This window comes from Pseudomonas sp. IPO3774, assembly GCF_013386835.1.
GTDB lineage: Bacteria > Pseudomonadota > Gammaproteobacteria > Pseudomonadales > Pseudomonadaceae > Aquipseudomonas.
In genome coordinates this window covers 34,466-50,980 of sequence record NZ_JACAQY010000016.1, presented here as the reverse complement: position 1 = coordinate 50,980, position 16,515 = coordinate 34,466, and the positions used below count along the sequence as shown (strand labels likewise).

General features: G+C 61.1%; 16 protein-coding genes, 1 tRNA gene and 1 pseudogene. 4 read left to right on the top strand and 14 right to left on the bottom strand.

All coding sequences use genetic code 11. The features are described 5' to 3' along the window. Positions 1–28 precede the first annotated feature (28 nt). Positions 29–757: a methyl-accepting chemotaxis protein gene (locus HYE77_RS32935; RefSeq protein ID WP_371132431.1), complete on the bottom strand. Its 729-nt coding sequence runs from the start codon at positions 755–757 to the stop codon at positions 29–31. Positions 758–886: 129 nt separating this feature from the next. Continuing rightward, positions 887–1,819 (bottom strand): annotated as a pseudogene (locus HYE77_RS32930) (cache domain-containing protein); the annotation flags it as partial. Positions 1,820–2,163: 344 nt separating this feature from the next. Between HYE77_RS32930 and HYE77_RS10130 the strand changes: the two are divergent. Next, the gene (locus HYE77_RS10130) at positions 2,164–3,207 is read left to right on the top strand and encodes an LLM class flavin-dependent oxidoreductase (RefSeq protein WP_177068744.1); all 1,044 of its coding nucleotides are present in this window, start codon (positions 2,164–2,166) and stop codon (positions 3,205–3,207) included. 297 nt (positions 3,208–3,504) lie between these two features. Here HYE77_RS10130 and HYE77_RS10125 read toward each other — a convergent pair. The 5 genes from HYE77_RS10125 to HYE77_RS10105 all read right to left on the bottom strand — a co-directional run bounded on the left by HYE77_RS10125 (position 3,505) and on the right by HYE77_RS10105 (position 7,235). Then, a tRNA-Gly gene (locus tag HYE77_RS10125) sits at positions 3,505–3,580 on the bottom strand. A 63-nt stretch (positions 3,581–3,643) separates the two neighbouring features. Next, positions 3,644–4,204 carry a CDP-diacylglycerol--glycerol-3-phosphate 3-phosphatidyltransferase gene (pgsA, locus tag HYE77_RS10120; protein WP_003208929.1) on the bottom strand — a complete coding sequence of 187 codons (561 nt, stop codon included), beginning with the start codon at positions 4,202–4,204 and terminating at the stop codon, positions 3,644–3,646. Positions 4,205–4,236: 32 nt separating this feature from the next. Further along, positions 4,237–6,075: an excinuclease ABC subunit UvrC gene (gene uvrC, locus HYE77_RS10115; protein ID WP_023658726.1), complete on the bottom strand. Its 1,839-nt coding sequence runs from the start codon at positions 6,073–6,075 to the stop codon at positions 4,237–4,239. Between the two features lies 1 nt (position 6,076). Then, entirely contained in the window at positions 6,077–6,718 is a 642-nt protein-coding gene (gene uvrY, locus HYE77_RS10110; protein ID WP_008436066.1) for a UvrY/SirA/GacA family response regulator transcription factor, read from the bottom strand. A 151-nt stretch (positions 6,719–6,869) separates the two neighbouring features. Next, entirely contained in the window at positions 6,870–7,235 is a 366-nt protein-coding gene (locus HYE77_RS10105; protein WP_023658724.1) for a helix-turn-helix domain-containing protein, read from the bottom strand. Between the two features lie 81 nt (positions 7,236–7,316). On the opposite strand from HYE77_RS10105, the gene HYE77_RS10100 reads away from it, so the two are divergent. Continuing rightward, complete coding sequence (locus HYE77_RS10100; protein ID WP_003208935.1) at positions 7,317–7,556, top strand: DNA-binding protein; 240 nt, start codon at positions 7,317–7,319, stop codon at positions 7,554–7,556. Between the two features lie 64 nt (positions 7,557–7,620). Here the strand turns inward: HYE77_RS10100 and HYE77_RS10095 are convergent, their stop codons facing one another. Continuing rightward, positions 7,621–8,055 carry a GNAT family N-acetyltransferase gene (locus HYE77_RS10095; RefSeq protein ID WP_087694876.1) on the bottom strand — a complete coding sequence of 145 codons (435 nt, stop codon included), beginning with the start codon at positions 8,053–8,055 and terminating at the stop codon, positions 7,621–7,623. Positions 8,056–8,068: 13 nt separating this feature from the next. After that, the gene (locus HYE77_RS10090; RefSeq protein ID WP_177067957.1) at positions 8,069–8,821 is read right to left on the bottom strand and encodes a carbon-nitrogen hydrolase family protein; all 753 of its coding nucleotides are present in this window, start codon (positions 8,819–8,821) and stop codon (positions 8,069–8,071) included. Between the two features lie 146 nt (positions 8,822–8,967). Here HYE77_RS10090 and HYE77_RS32575 point away from each other — a divergent pair, with 146 nt between their 5' ends. Beyond that, the gene (locus HYE77_RS32575; RefSeq protein ID WP_256344006.1) at positions 8,968–9,102 is read left to right on the top strand and encodes a hypothetical protein; all 135 of its coding nucleotides are present in this window, start codon (positions 8,968–8,970) and stop codon (positions 9,100–9,102) included. 338 nt (positions 9,103–9,440) lie between these two features. Then, the gene (locus HYE77_RS10085; RefSeq protein WP_177054171.1) at positions 9,441–10,517 is read left to right on the top strand and encodes a 3-deoxy-7-phosphoheptulonate synthase; all 1,077 of its coding nucleotides are present in this window, start codon (positions 9,441–9,443) and stop codon (positions 10,515–10,517) included. A 125-nt stretch (positions 10,518–10,642) separates the two neighbouring features. On the opposite strand, the gene HYE77_RS10080 is transcribed toward HYE77_RS10085, so the two are convergent. From HYE77_RS10080 to HYE77_RS10060, 5 genes are all read right to left on the bottom strand, one after another. Continuing rightward, on the bottom strand, positions 10,643–11,341 hold the full coding sequence (locus HYE77_RS10080) for an NAD(P)H-dependent oxidoreductase (RefSeq protein ID WP_003208945.1): 699 nt from the start codon (positions 11,339–11,341) through the stop codon (positions 10,643–10,645). A 9-nt stretch (positions 11,342–11,350) separates the two neighbouring features. Then, positions 11,351–12,970, bottom strand: a complete 1,620-nt coding sequence (locus tag HYE77_RS10075; RefSeq protein ID WP_177068743.1) for an ABC transporter ATP-binding protein — start codon at positions 12,968–12,970, stop codon at positions 11,351–11,353. A 2-nt stretch (positions 12,971–12,972) separates the two neighbouring features. Then, positions 12,973–13,800, bottom strand: coding sequence for an ABC transporter permease (locus HYE77_RS10070; protein WP_177022041.1), 828 nt, complete (start codon positions 13,798–13,800; stop codon positions 12,973–12,975). A 3-nt stretch (positions 13,801–13,803) separates the two neighbouring features. Beyond that, the gene (locus tag HYE77_RS10065; protein WP_008436056.1) at positions 13,804–14,763 is read right to left on the bottom strand and encodes an ABC transporter permease; all 960 of its coding nucleotides are present in this window, start codon (positions 14,761–14,763) and stop codon (positions 13,804–13,806) included. 165 nt (positions 14,764–14,928) lie between these two features. Next, positions 14,929–16,515: an ABC transporter substrate-binding protein gene (locus HYE77_RS10060; protein WP_177068742.1), complete on the bottom strand. Its 1,587-nt coding sequence runs from the start codon at positions 16,513–16,515 to the stop codon at positions 14,929–14,931.

The window sequence follows — 16,515 nt, the reverse complement described above, 5'->3', positions numbered from 1 at the left end:
GGCGCCCGGCAGCCCGGGCGCCCACCGGTCAGGTGCGGAAGCGGCTGACCAACTGATTCAACGTCTGAGACAACGTCGTCAATTGCTGCGCATCCTGGCGCGTGGAATCAGCCAGGCTCGCCACCAACTGTGCATCCCCGTGAATCTGGCTGATGTGCCGATTGATGTCTTCAGCCACCTGGTGCTGCTCTTCGGCAGCCGTTGCGATTTGCGTATTCATGTCGCGGATCACGTCCACCGACTCGCGAATCAACCCAAAACTGGCCCGTGCGTCGTTGATCGACACCACCGTTTCCTGGGACACCTCCAGGCTGGCATGCATTTGTTTACCCATCTGATGGGTACGCCGGGCGAGGTTGCCCAGCAGCCCGTCGATCTCGCCGGTGGAGTCCGAAGTACGCTTGGCCAGGGCCCGCACTTCGTCTGCCACCACGGCAAAACCACGCCCCTGTTCACCGGCTCGGGCGGCTTCGATGGCAGCGTTCAGCGCCAGCAGGTTGGTCTGTTCGGCGATGGAGCGGATGGTGCCGAGTATCGACTGGATGTCGTTGCTGTCTTTTTCCAGTTGCTCCATGGACTGGGCGGAGTGGCCGATTTCCTCACTCAGCCGCCCTACGCTGCTCACTGCTGCGTCGATCTGCTGCTGGCCGGTGTGCGCCTGGCGCTGTCCGTTGTCGGCAGAGTCGGCGGCTTGGCTGCAGGAGCGCGCGACTTCATTGGAGGTGGCGACCATCTCATGAAACGCGGTGGACACCATGTCCACGGCCTCCCGTTGGCGTGAGGCGACCTCAGCCATTTCCACCGAGACCTCCATGGCACTCCCCGAACTGCTGTGGATCTGCCCGGCCGCCTGGCCGATGCGCTGGATCAGCGTGCGGATCGCTTCGAGGAACTGGTTGAACCAGCCGGCCAGTTGTGCCGTCTCGTCTCGCCCTTTTACCGGCAGACGCGCCGTCAGGTCTCCTTCGCCCTGGGCGATGCCTTCCAGGCCGCTGGCCACACCACGAATCGGCTTGACGATCAGCCCGGCAAACCAGGCGCCCACCACTGCAAACAACACGGCACACACCAGGGCGATCGCCGCGATCAGCCAGGTCAGGCGCGCCGCGCCGGCCATCACTTCACTTTCCCGCACCACCCCGACAAACCGCCAGCCCAATGCCCTGGACGGCCAGACAAACGCCATGTAGCGCTCGCCTGCCAACTCGACCTGCACCAGGCCCTGCCCAGCCTCGCTCAACTGCCGGTAACCCTCGCCCAACTCACTAAGTTTCTTGAAGTTGTGAGACGGGTCATTCGGGTCCACCAACACGGTGTTATTGGCTTCCATCAACATCAGGTAGCCGCTGTCACCCAGCTTGATCTGTTTGACCAGGTCGGTCAGTTGCTTGAGGGAAACATCGATGTTCACCACCCCGCTCGCGTTGCCCTGGCGGTCATTGAAGCTTCGCACCGTACTGACCAGCACCACGTCATCGGCGGCCCAGTAATACGCCTCGGTGCGCAGGGTCTTGCCCGGTTGCGCCATGGCCGTCTTGTACCAGGGCCGGGTGCGCGGGTCGTAGCTCGCCAGCTTCGGGTCACCCGGCCAGAATACATAGCCGCCATCTTCAGTACCCAGTGACAGGTAGGTGTAGGCCGAATGACTCTTGGCCAGGCCCTCGAACAGCTTGAACAACTGCTGATCGCGCTCGCCGAGTGCGACTTGGGCGGCGTCGCTGGCCAGATAGCGTTTCACATCGCCGTTGATACTTTGCAACTGCGGATGCGCCGCCAGGTAGGCGACGTTCTGACTGATACCTTCAAAAAACAATTGCATGGCATTGTCGACTTGGCGAATCTCGCGTTCGCTGCCGTCGATAAAGCCGTCCCGTGCCTCATGGCGCACGTTGAGGATGATCATCACTGCCACCAGAATGACTGGCAGGCTGGCGATCACCGCAAAGGCCAGGATCAATTTTTGTTTTATGTTCATCTAGCTCGCCTTCCTTGTGAAGTGAATGTGCGACCGCTGGAGAGAAAAGTTTTGCAGATATTCCGTATTATGGTATACCAACAATCAATCCGCCGAATAGCCTTCATCACTGGCAAGCTTCACATTGGCGAGAGCACCTAAGGGCCCGCAGTCGACAGGCCGATCACAATAGATCCGAGGTAAGCGTCATGAAATTTTCCCTGTTCGTGCACATGGAACGCTGGGATGAAAGTGTCAGCCATCGCCAGTTGTTCGAAGACTTGACCGAACTGACCCTGATGGCGGAAGCCGGTGGTTTCAGCACCGTCTGGATTGGCGAACACCACGCCATGGAATACACCATCTCGCCCAGCCCGATGCCGCTGCTGGCTTACCTCGCGGCCAAAACCACCACCATTCACCTGGGCGCCGGTACCATCATCGCGCCGTTCTGGCACCCACTGCGGGTGGCAGGCGAATGCGCGCTGCTCGACGTGATCAGTAACGGACGCATGGAAGTCGGCCTGGCCCGTGGTGCCTACCAGGTGGAGTTCGACCGCATGGCCGGCGGCATGCCCGCCTCATCCGGCGGCCAGGCGCTGCGCGAGATGGTGCCGGTGGTACGTGCGTTGTGGAAAGGCGACTATGCCCATGACGGCGACATCTGGAAGTTCCCCACCTCCACCAGCGTGCCCAAGCCGATCCAGCAGCCCAACCCGCCGATGTGGATTGCCGCACGCGACCCGGACTCGCATAACTTTGCGGTAGCTAATGGCTGCAACGTGATGGTCACGCCGTTGATGAAGGGCGACGAAGAAGTCCTCGACCTGAAAAATAAATTCCAGGCTGCCCTGGACAACAACCCGGATGTGCCACGCCCACAACTGATGGTGTTGCGTCACACCCACGTGCACGCGGTAGACGACCCTGACGGCTGGAAAGTCGGGGCCAAGGCAATCGCCCGATTCTATCGCACCTTTGATGCCTGGTTCGGCAACAAGACCGTACCGGTCAACGGCTTCCTTGACCCGAGCCCGGAAGAAAAATTCGCCGGGCGTCCGGAGTTTGAACTGGAAAGCCTGCACAAGACCGCAATGATTGGCACGCCTGAAGAAATCATCCCGCGCATCCAGTACTACCAGGAGCTGGGTGTGGACGAGTTCAGCTTCTGGTGTGATAACAGCTTGCCCCACGCGGAGAAGAAAAAATCCCTTGAGCTGTTTATCAAGCTCGTGGTGCCGGCATTTCGCTGAGGGTAATGCCTGAACCGCACACAGCGCCGGCACTTGCCGGCGTTGTTGTTTCGGGTGGCGGGAATGCGGCATGTGCTTCGGGTCGAGGAGATGTATACGATGCCGGACCGGGGTGCTCCGCCCAAAAACCGCTGTGCCCACTGCCCGTATTCCATGTACTCAAAAAAGTACTTAAAAAAGTGGCTGGAGACGGATTTCAGTAGTTTTGCGTAGAAACGAAAAAAGACGCCGAAGCGTCTATTCCTTAAATCCCAGGCAAAAAAAAGCCACTCTATTGAGTGGCTTTTTCTTTGTGTTTGGAGCGGGAAACGAGACTCGAACTCGCGACCCCGACCTTGGCAAGGTCGTGCTCTACCAACTGAGCTATTCCCGCGTCTTGGTGATGCGCATTCTATAGAATCCTCATCACCCGTCAACCCCTTGATTCAAAAAAGTTTTATTTCTTTTCAACCTCGGTGCGCAGATGCGGCCAGGCGGCGCGCAAATATTGCAGCATGGACCACAAGGTCAGGCCCGCAGCGATCAGCAGCAAGGCATAGCCCAGCAATACCCAGAAGGAGAAATCCGACGGGTTGGCCAGCAGGATCACCAGGGCAAGCATCTGCGCCGCGGTTTTCCATTTGCCCATGTTGGACACGGCCACGTGGGCTCGGGCGCCGATTTCGGCCATCCACTCCCGCAGGGCGGAGACCACGATCTCGCGACCGATAATCACGGCCGCCGGCAACGTCAGCCACAGGTTGCCGTGTTCCTGCACCAGCAGCACCAGGGCGACCGCTACCATCAGTTTGTCGGCCACCGGGTCCAGGAACGCGCCAAACGGCGTGCTCTGTTCCAGGCGACGGGCCAGGTAACCGTCCAGCCAGTCGGTGGCGGCTGCGAAGGCAAACACCGAACTGGATGCCATGTAGCTCCATTCGTACGGCAGGTAAAACAGCAATATGAAAATCGGTATGAGCAGGACGCGTAGTACGGTGATCAGATTAGGGATATTCATCGGCACAACTGGCTACGAGGTGAGAAGGCATTCTACTCGCTGTGCAGATTTGCATAAATCAACTCTGCGAGCTTTTTACTGATACCGGGAGCTTTGGCTATTTCTTCGATGCTGGCACGGGACAGCTCCTGCAAGCCACCAAAATGTTTTAACAAGTCCCGCCGCCGTGTCGGCCCGACCCCTGCCACCCCTTCCAGGGTTGAGGTACGCCGGGTTTTGCCACGTCGGGCACGGTGGCCGGTGATGGCGAAACGGTGGGCTTCGTCGCGGATCTGCTGGATAAGGTGCAGCGCCGGGGAGTCGCCCTTCAAGGTGAACTCATGGGCTGCATCATTCAAGTACAAGGTTTCAAAACCGGCCTTGCGGGTGGCACCCTTGGCCACGCCGAGCAGGATCAGGTCGGGTACCGCCAGTTCGTTGAGCACGTCGCGGGCCATGGACAGTTGGCCCTTGCCACCATCCACCAGCAGGATGTCCGGCAGCTTGCCCTCGCCGTCCTTCAGTTTGCTGAAGCGGCGGGTCAGGGCCTGGTGCATGGCGGCGTAGTCATCGCCCGGGGTGACGCCTTCGATGTTGTAGCGCCGGTAATCGGACTTGATCGGCCCTTCCGGCCCGAACACCACGCAGGAAGCCACGGTAGCCTCGCCGCTGGAGTGGCTGATGTCGTAGCACTCCAGGCGCTGGGGCGGCTCGTCGAGCTTGAGCACTTCGGCCAGGGCGTCAAACCGCGCGGCGACGTGCTGGCGGTTGGCCAGGCGTGCGCCCAGGGCCTGTTCGGCGTTGGTCACGGCCAACTGCTGCCAGCGCGCACGGGTGCCGCGCACGCGGTGGCTGATGTCCAGCTCGCGGCCACGCAGTTCGTGAATCGCTTCGATCAGCGCCGGGAAGTCCTCGTGCACCACGTTGACGATCAGTTCGCTCGGCAGGTCGCGCTCGGGGCTGCTGACGTAGTACTGGCCGAGGAACGCCGCCATGACTTCGGCGACCTCCTCTTCTATACCGGTCTGGGGGAAGAAGTTCTTGCTGCCCAGCACCCGGCCGCCGCGCACGCTGATCAGGTGCACACAGGCGCCGCCCGGGTTGACGAAGGCGGCGATGACGTCGACGTCGCCGGTGCCGCCTTCCATGCTCTGCTGGTCCTGTACGCGACGCAGCAGGGAGATCTGGTCGCGTAGCTCTGCGGCGCGCTCAAAATCCAGGGTGCTGGCCGCTTGCTCCATGGCGCCGGACAGCTCATCGGCCAGGGCATTGCTGCGGCCTTCGAGGAACATCACCGAGTGACGCACGTCCTCGGCATATTCCGCAGGCTCAACCAGGCCCACGCACGGCGCCTTGCAGCGCTTGATCTGGTACTGCAGGCACGGGCGGTTGCGGTTCTTGTAGAAACTGTCTTCGCACTGGCGCACGAAAAACGCCTTTTGCAGCAGGCTCAGGCTTTCGCGGATGGCGCCGGCGCTGGGGTAAGGCCCGAAGTACTTGCCCTTCTGCTTCTTGGCACCGCGATGGATGCTCAGGCGCGGAAAGTCGCCGTCCGAGAGAAACACGTACGGGTAGGACTTATCGTCACGCAGCAGGATGTTGTAGGGCGGCCGCCATTCCTTGATCAGCGTCTGCTCAAGCAGCAGCGCCTCGGTTTCATTGGCGGTGATGGTGGTTTCCACCTGGGCGATACGCGCCACCAGCGCCGCGGTCTTCGGCGCCAGGCCCGTCTTGCGGAAGTAACTCGCCAGGCGGCTTTTCAGATTCTTGGCTTTACCGACGTAGAGCAGGCGCGCTTCGCTGTCGAACATGCGATACACGCCAGGACGGCCACTGCAGGTTGCAAGGAACGCACTCGGATCGAACAGCACTTTAATTTCAGAGGCTGTCATTTCAGGCGCTGGCGTCTACCATGCCGTGGCGTACCGCCAGCAGGGTCAATTCAACATCACTGCTGATGGAAAGCTTTTCGAAAATCCGATAACGATAGGTGTTCACGGTTTTCGGCGACAGGCACAGCTTGTCGGAGATCGACTGGACTTTTTGACAGCCGACAATCATCAAGGCGATCTGGATTTCCCGCTCCGACAGCGCATCGAACGGCGAGTCGCTGGTGGGCTGGAACGACTTGATCGCCAACTGCTGGGCAATCTGCGGGCTGATGTAGCGTTGGCCGGCGAATACCAGGCGGATAGCCTGGACCATCTCGGCCAATCCCGCGCCCTTTGTCAGATAGCCGGCAGCGCCCGCCTGTAGAAGCCGTGTAGGAAAAGGATCTTCCTCGCACACGGTCACTACCACGACTTTGATATCCGGATGGCTGCGCAACAACTTTGTAGTGGCGCCAAGACCGCCGATCCCGGGCATCTTGACGTCCATCAAAACCACATCGGGCTTCAACTCCCGGGCCTTGATCAGGGATTCCTCCCCTGACTCGGCCTGGCCGACTACTTGCAGGCCATCGATGTCAGCCAGCATTCGTGTAATGCCTGTACGAACGAGATCATGGTCATCGACTACTAGCACCCTAATCAAGCAGACACCTCGCGATATGGTCTTATAGGTTGCTGAACACCTTAGCAAAAAACCACGGCGCAGACCTAGCTGCAAGCGTCATATATATAGAGTTTCAATGCACAACGGGCCGCCGCCGAGTGGCGGGCGGCTCAATTTCCTGGGTAAAAGGTCAGGAATCCGGGGCCGATGACCGGTTTTTTCCATTGGTGGAGAGTGAATGCTCGGCCAGGGTAGAGGTCAGGCGATGGATTGCATCCTGGTCTTCCTTGAACATCGCACGGTAGTTGCCCAGCACTTTTTCTTCGATTTGGCTCAGATTTTCCAGTTGGGTCGGCGTCGGCGTGCCGGTCAACACGTACAGGATATCGACACCTTTTTCTGCCACGCGGGACAAGTAATCGGCCTTGGGCGCACGGCCGCCATTTTCGTATTTCCCCTGTGCGTTAGCTTCTACACCTCCTATTTCACCAAAAGTTTTCTGCGACAGGCCAAGTCGCTCTCTTTCTTGCCTTAACCGGAAACCGATTCCACTCATTTGGATGTATGATCCTATTTGGCACACCCCAAGAGGTGACACACTCATCTCGTTTTACACAAACTTGAACGGTTTTGAACTATGCCCGGTATTCGCACTGCTGCACAAGCCAAGGCTTGGCTGGAACATCAAGGTAAGTCTGTTCAAGCGTTCGCCCGGGAACATGGCGTGGACCCGGCAACCACTTATCAAGTGCTCGCTGGGCGCAAAAAGGGACGGCGGGGAGAAGCCCACAAGGTCGCGGTCCTGTTAGGCATGAAGGACGGGATCATCCCGGTTGAGGACGAAACCGTAAGGCAAGATCAGGAAGTCATTTCTTGAAGTCAGTATGCGCTTATTAAAACCAAGTGCCTGTTTTCCCAAAATTGGCAGTACTCACACCTGATCACGGCCGGCAATTGCGCTCCATGCGCCAGAAGCAATCCTCCGCATCTACGATTTCCAGGCCCTTGCGTTGATACAGCCGTCGCGCCGGGTTGGTCTTGAAAACGGTCAACCGTAAAAGACCCAGCCCTTCCGCGCGCGCCTTGTACACCATCTGCTCGATAACCCAGCCGCCAGCCCCTTGATGACGAAACGCCTCAAGGATGTGCAATTCGCGGATATACAACGCTTTGGGGTCACGACTCAGACTGATGAAACCCAGCACCTGGGTATCGCGACAGATCAACCAGTTTTCCCGACCCGCCCAGGCGCTATCGAACCCGGCATCGGACCAGGACAAGTCGTATTGGCGATAATAGTTGCCCATGGCCTGATGGGTCAGGGTTCGGGCGAAGGCCAGGTGCTGGCTGGTTGCAGCCTGTAGTTGAAACGCCATGTGCCTGCGCCTCCTAAATCGCCACCTGTTCCCCGCGCCATTGGCCAGCGCTGCTGCGACGTGCAATCACCAACGAATCGCCCACACCAGGGGCGACTGCGATCAAAGTGCCGTCAGCGCCCCAGATCGCACTGCGTCCGGCGCAGGTCCAGCCACCGGTCGGGCCACCGTGATTGGCCATCAGCACCAGCATTTGGTGCTCGGCGGCGTAGCCTTGTAGCAACGTCGTATCGGGAGCGTAGCCACCTTCGCTGATCAGCACACCCGCAACGTAGATATTCGCCCCGGCTTCGGCTGCCTGCCGTGGGTGGCTGGGGTGGGAGAAGTCTGCACATACCGCCAGGGCAATCCGGTCGTTACCCCATTCAAGGGCGGCCCCGCCCTGCCCTGCAGCAAAGGCCGCTTCTTCACCGGGATGCAGATGCTGCTTGGTATAGACCGCCACCGAACCATCCGGCCCCAGCACCAGCGCGCCGATCAACACCTCACTGCCGGCCCCCAGGCGAATCGGCATGCCCACCACGGCGGTGATGCGCAACTCACGGGCCATCTCCCGCAGCGGCGCCACTACTTCATCGTCAGGCGCAATCGCCAATTCGGCGGCCAACGCTGGTTCGTACCCCGTCAGCGACAGTTCCGGAAACACCAGCAATTGCACACCATGCTCTGCCGCCGTGCGCATGAATGCCAAGTGACGCGCGATATTTCCGGGCACGTCGCCGGCAATGGAGATGGATTGGGCAGCAGCAATCGTGAAGGCAATCATGGTCGCATCCAGGCAATCATCGTGAAGTCCGTGCAGCATATCGACACTTGGGTCATAGCCGTAAGTACCCACACTCAATAGAAATTACTGATTGAATCCACCCGCTCGCCTCAGTTAAGCTCCCCCCCATCATTTGGAGACACACCATGTTGCAACTCACCCACATTCAGGTTTGCCCTGCTGCCAGCGTCCAGCGCTCGGTCGTGGCTGCCCGCGTGAGCGGTTTGAGCGCACTGGTCAGCTTTTATTTTGGGTATTGGTTTAGCCACTGGCGCGCCTGATACCTGAAATCGGCGCCCACTACTCAAGGGGTCGCCTACCAGAGAAATCTAACCCCCGGTCGGCTCCCCGACCGGGGGTTTTGTTTTTTCAGCCCTTATTATTTTTGCCACACACCGAACACTTAAAGGACTCACGACATGAACTACGCCACCTATTACCGCTACGACACCTCCACCGCCTGGCGATTTAGCAAGCTCCGTTCGGGACAGCCTGCCGCCTCCGATCGGTCACCTATTGGTGGCAAGCCAGCACACGTAGCCAATACGGCCAATTGTCGAACACCCCAGTAGGGCAGAGCGTGCGGGAACAGCCCGCCGCTTGCCCAGGAAGCCCGAATATGAACGCCTCGATCGCCGCTCTGCCTGTTTCCACCCTGTCCTGCGCCAATGAAGCGCTGACCCAGCGTTTGCCCAGTGCCCTTGAGCTCAAGCACCAACTGCCCCTGAGCCCATTCCTCAACGAACAGATCCACGCCCATCGCCAAGCCGTGCGCGCCATCCTCCAGGGTGAAGACTCACGCCTGCTGGTGATCGTCGGCCCGTGCTCGATCCACGACCCGGAATCGGCCATGGAATACGCACGCAACCTGAAAAAACTGGCCCATGAAGTCAGTGACCAGATGCTGCTGGTGATCCGCGCCTACGTCGAAAAACCCCGCACCACCATCGGCTGGAAAGGCCTGGCCTACGACCCACGCCTGGATGGCAGCGACGACATGGCCGCGGGCCTGACCCTGTCCCGGGAACTGATGCGGGAAATGCTGCGCCTGGGCCTGCCGGTGGCCACCGAGCTGCTGCAACCGATGGCTGCCGGCTACTTCGATGACCTGCTGAGCTGGGTCGCCATTGGCGCGCGCACCACCGAATCGCAGATTCATCGCGAAATGGCCAGCGGCCTCGGCATGCCCGTGGGCTTCAAGAACGGCACCGACGGCGGCGTGGCCATCGCCTGTGACGCCATGCGCTCCGCCGCTCACCCGCACCGTCACTTCGGTGTCGACAGCCAGGGCCATCCGGCGATCATCCAGACCCCGGGCAACCCCGACACTCACCTCGTGTTGCGCGGCGGCCATCGTGGGCCGAACTATGATCGCCAGAGCGTGGCCCAGGTTCACGCCGACCTTGCCAAGAGCAAAGTCGCGCCGCGGATCATGGTCGACTGCAGCCACGCCAACAGCGGCAAAGACCCGCTGCGCCAACCGGCGGTGTTCAACGACGTGCTGGAACAGCGCCTGCAGGGCGACACCTCGCTGATCGGCATGATGATCGAAAGCCACCTGTTTGAAGGCTGCCAGCCGTTGAGCCCTTCGATGAAATACGGCGTGTCGATCACCGATGGCTGCCTGGGCTGGGACGGCACGGAACAGCTGCTGCGCAGCGCTGCGGAGCGGCTGCGGGCACACAATCGCGCCTGACAAATGAAGACCAAATGTGGGAGCGGGCTTGCTCGCGAATGCGGTGGTTCAGCCTGCACATGCATCAACTGGCGCACCGCTTTCGCGAGCAAGCCCGCTCCCACACTGGATCTTCATTCACTTGACTAAAGTGGATAAAGAGCCTCATCAAACTGCGCCAACTTCGGAAACACCAACGGCTGGTCATCCGCCAGCCCTTCCAATCGCTGCTGGTAACTGTGCAGGAAAGTCTGCCGGGCCTCGGCGCTGATATACGGCACATGCCACGCCACAAACGGCTCCAGCACCTCAAACCCGACATACGCCAGCGTGCCACGCAGGATCGGCCGCAGCATGTCCTCCAACGGCCCGTGAATCGCACCCTCGCCAAACATATGCTCGCGCCCGCCAAGGGTGACCGTGACCAGCGCTTTCTTGCCGGCGAGCCCGCCCTGATCATAAAACCGCTTGCCGCCGTAGCACACGCCCGACACCAGCACCCGGTCAATCCAGCCCTTGAGCATCGCGGGCGCCGAGAACCAGAAGATCGGGAAGTTGAGGATCAGCAGATCGGCCCACAGCAGCTTGTCCAACTCCTGCCGGATATCCGCCGCGATGGATTGGCTTTTCACCCCCAGGCGCTGCTCCAGGGCATACACCAGGTAGTCGGGGTTCTCCCGCGAGGTGAAGTCCGAGGCGCTGGCTACGGGATTCCAGTGCATCGCGTACAAATCACTGACCTGTACCTCATGCCCCTGCGCTTGCAGGGTAGCCGTGGCCTGGTCACGCAAGGCCGCGGTAAACGACTGCGGCTCGGGATGGGCGTGGACAATCAACACCTTCATAAAAACTCCTCAAGAAGTAAGCGCGGCCCGTTCGGCCAGCAAATGGTCGAGCCAGTCGGGGTCCATTTCCGGCTCCGATGAAAACAGCAGGCCGGTGTAGTCCTGATACGGCGGGGTGAAGATCGCGCTGCGGCTGCCCTGGTCCACCACCCTGCCCCGCTGCATCACCACCACTTCGTCGGCAATGGCGCGCACCGTGGCCACGTCATGGGTGATAAACAGGTAGCCCACGCCCAACTGCTGCTGAATGCGGTTGAGCAGTTTCAGCACGCCTTCGGCCACTAACTGATCCAGGGCCGAGGTCACTTCGTCGCAGATGATCAATTGTGGGTCGGCCGCCAGGGCGCGAGCGATGCAGATACGTTGCTTCTGGCCGCCGGACAGCTCACGGGGCTGACGCTCCATGAAGGTGGCCGGGTCCAGCTCGATCATCTCCAGCAACTCGGCGACTCGGGCGCGCATGGCCTTGCCCTTGAGGCCGAGGTAGAAGGTCAGTGGCCGGCCAATGATGTCGACGATGCGCTGGCGCGGGTTCAGCGCGGTATCGGGGATCTGGTAGATCATCTGGATCCGTCGCAACTGCTCCTTGCTGCGCCGACGAAAGTCCGCCGGTAACGCTTCACCGTCATACAGCACCTGCCCCGCCGTAGCCGGCAGCAACCCGGTAATCAAGCGTGCGGTGGAGCTTTTGCCGCTGCCGGACTCACCGATCACCGCCAACGTCTGGCCGCGATGCAAGCTCATCGACACGTCATGCAGCACCGGCTGATGCCCGTAGCTGGCGCACACCTGACGCACTTCCAGCAACGGCATCTGCTGCTGGGGACAGGCCTTGGGTTCGGTGCGAAAGCTGCGCACCGCCCACAGGGATTTGGTGTAGTCCTGCTGCGGGGCGCTGAGCATGGCGCGGGTCTCGGCCTCCTCCACCAGCTTGCCGTGGCGCAGCACCATGATGCGGTCGGCCATCTGCGCGACCACCGCCAGGTCATGGCTGATATACAGCGCGGCACTGCCGAAGGTTTTCACCGCATCGCGAATCGCCGCCAGCACTTCGATCTGGGTGGTGACGTCGAGGGCGGTGGTGGGTTCGTCGAAGATGATCAGGTCGGGGTGGCAGGCCATCGCCATGGCGGTCATCACCCGTTGCAGTTGCCCGCCGGACACCTGATGCGGATACCGTTGACCGATGGTTTCCGGATTGGGCAGGCGCAGCACGCGGTACAACTCCACCGCATCCCGTTCAGCCTGGGCGCGACTGATACCGCCATTGATCACGGCGGTTTCCACATGCTGGTCAATCAGCCGGTGGGCCGGGTTGAACGACGCGGCGGCGCTCTGCGCAACGTAGGCAATCCGCAGTCCTCGAAGCTTGCGCAAGGCTTCGGGTTTGGCCTGCAGCAGCTGAATGCCGTCAAAGCACACCGAGCCACCGGTGATGCGGCAACCGTCGCGGGCAAAGCCCATGGCCGCCAGGCCCAGGGTTGATTTACCCGCGCCAGACTCACCAATCAGCCCCAGTACCTCACCCCGTTGCAACGTCAGGTCGATACCCTTGATCAACGGATGCCAGGCGTCTTCGTAATGCCCTTCAATCTGCAGGTTGCGGATTTCCAGCAGTGGCTTGTCCATCCTCAACACTCCTTCAGGCCGCTGGATTTATGCAGCATCCAGTCGACGACAAAATTCACGCTGACGGTGATCAACGCCACCGCCAGGGCCGGCAGCAACGGGCTGATGTCGCCGAAGGTAATCAGCACCGCATTGTCGCGGACCATGCTGCCCCAATCGGCGGTGGGCGGTTGAATGCCCAGGCCAAGGAACGACAGCGCGCTGATAAACAGGAACACGAAACAGAACCGCAGGCCGAACTCGGCAATCAATGGCGCGGCGGCATTGGGCAGCACTTCGCGGGTGACCAGCCACCACAGCCCTTCCCCACGCAGCCGGGCGGCTTCGACGAAGTCCTGCACCACCACGGTCATCGCCACGGCCCGGGACAGGCGAAACACCCGGGTCGAATCCAGCAGTGCAATCACCAGCACCAGCGAGGTGGCATTGGTGCCCACCACGCTGAGGATCAGCAAGGCGAAGATCAGTTGCGGGATCGCCATCAGGATATCCACCACCCGCGACAATCCCTGGTCGACCCAGTCGCCCTTGATCGCGGCTATCAAGCCGCTCAAACCACCCAGCAAAAACGCCAGCACCGTGGTCAAAAAAGCGATGCCCAGGGTGTTGCGCGCGCCATACACCAGGCGGCTGAACATGTCCCGCCCAAGGTTATCGGTGCCCAGCAGGAACTGGCCGCTCCAGGGCGCAAACCCGTCACCCACCACCTGGGTTTCCCCGTAAGGTGCGAGCACCGGCGCAAATAACGCCACCAGCACGTACAGCACGATGACCAGCAGGCCGAACTTCGCGCTCAATGGCGCCCGGGCCAGTTGTCTGAGAAGGCTCATGGTCTACCCCTTGGGATGCATCAGGCGTGGGTTGGTGGCGATGGACAGCACATCGGCGCCGGTATTGAGCAGGATGTAGGTGGCGGCAAAGATCAGGCTGCACGCCTGCACCACCGGGATATCGCGCTTGGACACCGAGTCCACCAGCAACTGGCCGAGGCCCGGGTAGACAAACACTACTTCCACCACCACTACGCCCACCACCAGGTACGCGAGGTTGAGCGCGATCACGTTGACGATGGGCGCCAGGGCATTGGGCAACGCGTGGCGCCAGATAATCCGCGACTGGCTGATGCCCTTGAGCCGGGCCATTTCGATATACGGGCTGGCCAGCAGGTTGATCAGCGAGGCGCGGGTCATGCGCATCATCTGCGCGATCACCACCAGGCTCAGGGTGGCCACCGGCAACACCGAACGTTCGAGAATGGTGGCGAATGAGGCATCCGGCGCCAGGTTGGACAGGCTGGGAAACCAGCCCAGCTTGACCGAAAACACCAGGATCAGCAGGTAGGCGACGAAGAACTCCGGGAACGACACCGCACTCAGGGCCGAGGTGTTGAGCAGGCGGTCGAACCAGCTGTTGCGGTACAGCGCGGCGAGCATCCCCAGCACCAGCGCCAGGGGCACCGAGACCAACGCCGCCAGTGCCGCCAGGCGCAAGGTGTTGCCCAGGCGTGCGCCGATCAGTTCAGCGATGGGCCGCTGGTTGGCCAGGGAAGCGCCGAGGTCGCCGTGCAGGAGGCGCAGCAGCCATTGCACGAACCGGCTCAGGGGCGGCAGGTCCAGGCCCAGTTGGGCGCGAAAGGCGGCGATGGTTTCCGGCGTGGCGGACTGGCCGAGCATGGCCTGGGCGATATCACCGGGGAGCATGCCGACCGCCAGGAAGATGATCACCGAGACGGCGAACAACGACAGCAGGCCAAGGGCGAGGCGTTGGAGTACCAGTTTGAATAGGCTATTCATGTTCGGTTCTCATGAGTAGGGCATGTTCTCGAAGGCGACAAATGTTCAATGTGGGAGCGGGCTTGCTCGCGAAAGCGGTGTGTCAGCCAATACAGATAGAGACTGACCCACCGCATTCGCGAGCAAGCCCGCTCCCACATTTGATTTGTGGCGTATCTGGAATCTTCACGCCTGCCACCACCGCTCGATCAGCCGCAACCCATCCAGTTCCCCATACGGCGCCGTCAGCGGTCCATGGCTGACGCGGTTCGAGCGGGCCGCCACGGAGCTGGCGAACAACGGCACAATCGCCCCGCCGTCGTCCCGGCACAGGCTCTGCATTTCGTTGTACATCTCCTGGCGCAGCGGCGCGTTCATCTCACCTCGCGCTGCGTTGAGCAACTGGTTGAAGCGGTCGTTATCCCAATGGGTTTCGTTCCACGCCGCCCCCTTGGCGTAGCCGATGCTGAACATGCGGTCGGCAGTCAGGCTGCTGTACCAGAACGAGGTGGTGAACGGCTGCTTCATCCAGATGTTGGAGAAATAGCCATCCGCCGGCTCGCGCACCACGTCGATATCAATCCCGGCCTGGCGCGCCTGCTCCTTGAACAGCACCGAAGCATCCACCGCGCCGGTGTAGGCGGCATCGGAAGCTTGCAGGCGCACCTTCAGCGACTCCACACCGGCCTTGCGCAGGTAGAATCGCGACTTGTCCGGATCGTAGGTGCGCTGCTCCAGGGCGGCGTTGATGAAGCGGCTGCCCGGCTGGATCGGATGGTCGTTGCCCACCAGGCCATAGCCATGCAGCACCGAGGCCAGCAGGGTTTCGCGGTTGATCGCATGCTTCATCGCCATGCGGATGTCGTTGTTCTTGAACTCGTTGCTGTCGCACAACATCGGGAAGGTGTAGTGCTGGGCGCCCTTGGTTTCTTCGATGACCAGCGTGGGATTGCGCTTGAGCAGGGCTACGGTTTTCAGGTCGACCTTGTTGATCACGTCGACTTGCCCGGTGACCAGCGCATTGACCCGCGCTGCGCCGTCGGCAATCGCCAACAGCTCGGCGCTGGCGAAGTGTCCCCTGCCCGGCTTCCAGTAATCAGGGTTGCGCTCCAGGTCCATGCGTACGCCCGGCTCGAAGCTTTTCAGGCGATAACCGCTGGTGCCGATCCCGGCCTGCCAGTCGGCGGCGCCGTCCTTGGCGGGCATGATCACCAGGTGGTAATCGGCGACCACATAGGCGAAATCGGCATTGCCCGAGTGCAGTTCGAACACCACTGCATCGCTGCCCTTGGCGCTGACACTGGCCACATCGCCGATCACCGTCTTGGCCGCCGAGGTGGAGTTGGCTGCCAGGTGATGGTTGATCGAGGCCACCACGTCGTCAGCGGTCAGGCTTTTGCCGTTATGGAAGGTCACGCCCTGGCGCAGCTTGAAGGTCCAGGTGCGCGCGTCGGGCGTCGACTCGAAGCTTTCGGCCAATTCGGGGATGGCGCTGCCGTCCACCGCGATTTCCGTGAGGGTGTTGTACACCGCCGAAAAGCCGACGAAGGTGAAGGTGTCGACCCAGGATCCCGGGTCGCGGGAGTCGGTGGTGCTGCCGCCGGCCAGGCCCATGCGCAGCACGCCGCCCGGCTTGGGCGTGGCCTCCTCGGCAAAGGCCTGCAGCGGCAGGCCCATGGAAAACGCGGCGGCCACGGCACCGGCTACGGCGCTGTGCTTGAGGAAGTCCCGCCGGTGCATCGCTTGAGTCATTTTGTTGTTGTTTTCGCTCAT

Excerpts from the sequence above, each read along its gene's own strand:
- HYE77_RS10085 (WP_177054171.1), top strand. The coding sequence starts at position 9,441 with ATGAACGCCTCGATCGCCGCTCTGCCTGTTTCCACCCTGTCCTGCGCC.
- HYE77_RS10075 (WP_177068743.1), bottom strand. The coding sequence starts at position 12,970 with ATGGACAAGCCACTGCTGGAAATCCGCAACCTGCAGATTGAAGGGCAT.
- pgsA (WP_003208929.1), bottom strand. The coding sequence starts at position 4,204 with ATGAATATCCCTAATCTGATCACCGTACTACGCGTCCTGCTCATACCG.
- uvrC (WP_023658726.1), bottom strand. The coding sequence starts at position 6,075 with ATGACAGCCTCTGAAATTAAAGTGCTGTTCGATCCGAGTGCGTTCCTT.
- HYE77_RS10065 (WP_008436056.1), bottom strand. The coding sequence starts at position 14,763 with ATGAATAGCCTATTCAAACTGGTACTCCAACGCCTCGCCCTTGGCCTG.
- HYE77_RS10070 (WP_177022041.1), bottom strand. The coding sequence starts at position 13,800 with ATGAGCCTTCTCAGACAACTGGCCCGGGCGCCATTGAGCGCGAAGTTC.
- HYE77_RS32935 (WP_371132431.1), bottom strand. The coding sequence starts at position 757 with ATGGTGTCCACCGCGTTTCATGAGATGGTCGCCACCTCCAATGAAGTC.
- HYE77_RS32575 (WP_256344006.1), top strand. The coding sequence starts at position 8,968 with ATGTTGCAACTCACCCACATTCAGGTTTGCCCTGCTGCCAGCGTCCAG.
- HYE77_RS10130 (WP_177068744.1), top strand. The coding sequence starts at position 2,164 with ATGAAATTTTCCCTGTTCGTGCACATGGAACGCTGGGATGAAAGTGTC.
- HYE77_RS10080 (WP_003208945.1), bottom strand. The coding sequence starts at position 11,341 with ATGAAGGTGTTGATTGTCCACGCCCATCCCGAGCCGCAGTCGTTTACC.
- HYE77_RS10090 (WP_177067957.1), bottom strand. The coding sequence starts at position 8,821 with ATGATTGCCTTCACGATTGCTGCTGCCCAATCCATCTCCATTGCCGGC.
- HYE77_RS10060 (WP_177068742.1), bottom strand. The coding sequence starts at position 16,515 with ATGAGCGAAAACAACAACAAAATGACTCAAGCGATGCACCGGCGGGAC.
- HYE77_RS10105 (WP_023658724.1), bottom strand. The coding sequence starts at position 7,235 with ATGAGTGGAATCGGTTTCCGGTTAAGGCAAGAAAGAGAGCGACTTGGC.
- HYE77_RS10100 (WP_003208935.1), top strand. The coding sequence starts at position 7,317 with ATGCCCGGTATTCGCACTGCTGCACAAGCCAAGGCTTGGCTGGAACAT.
- HYE77_RS10095 (WP_087694876.1), bottom strand. The coding sequence starts at position 8,055 with ATGGCGTTTCAACTACAGGCTGCAACCAGCCAGCACCTGGCCTTCGCC.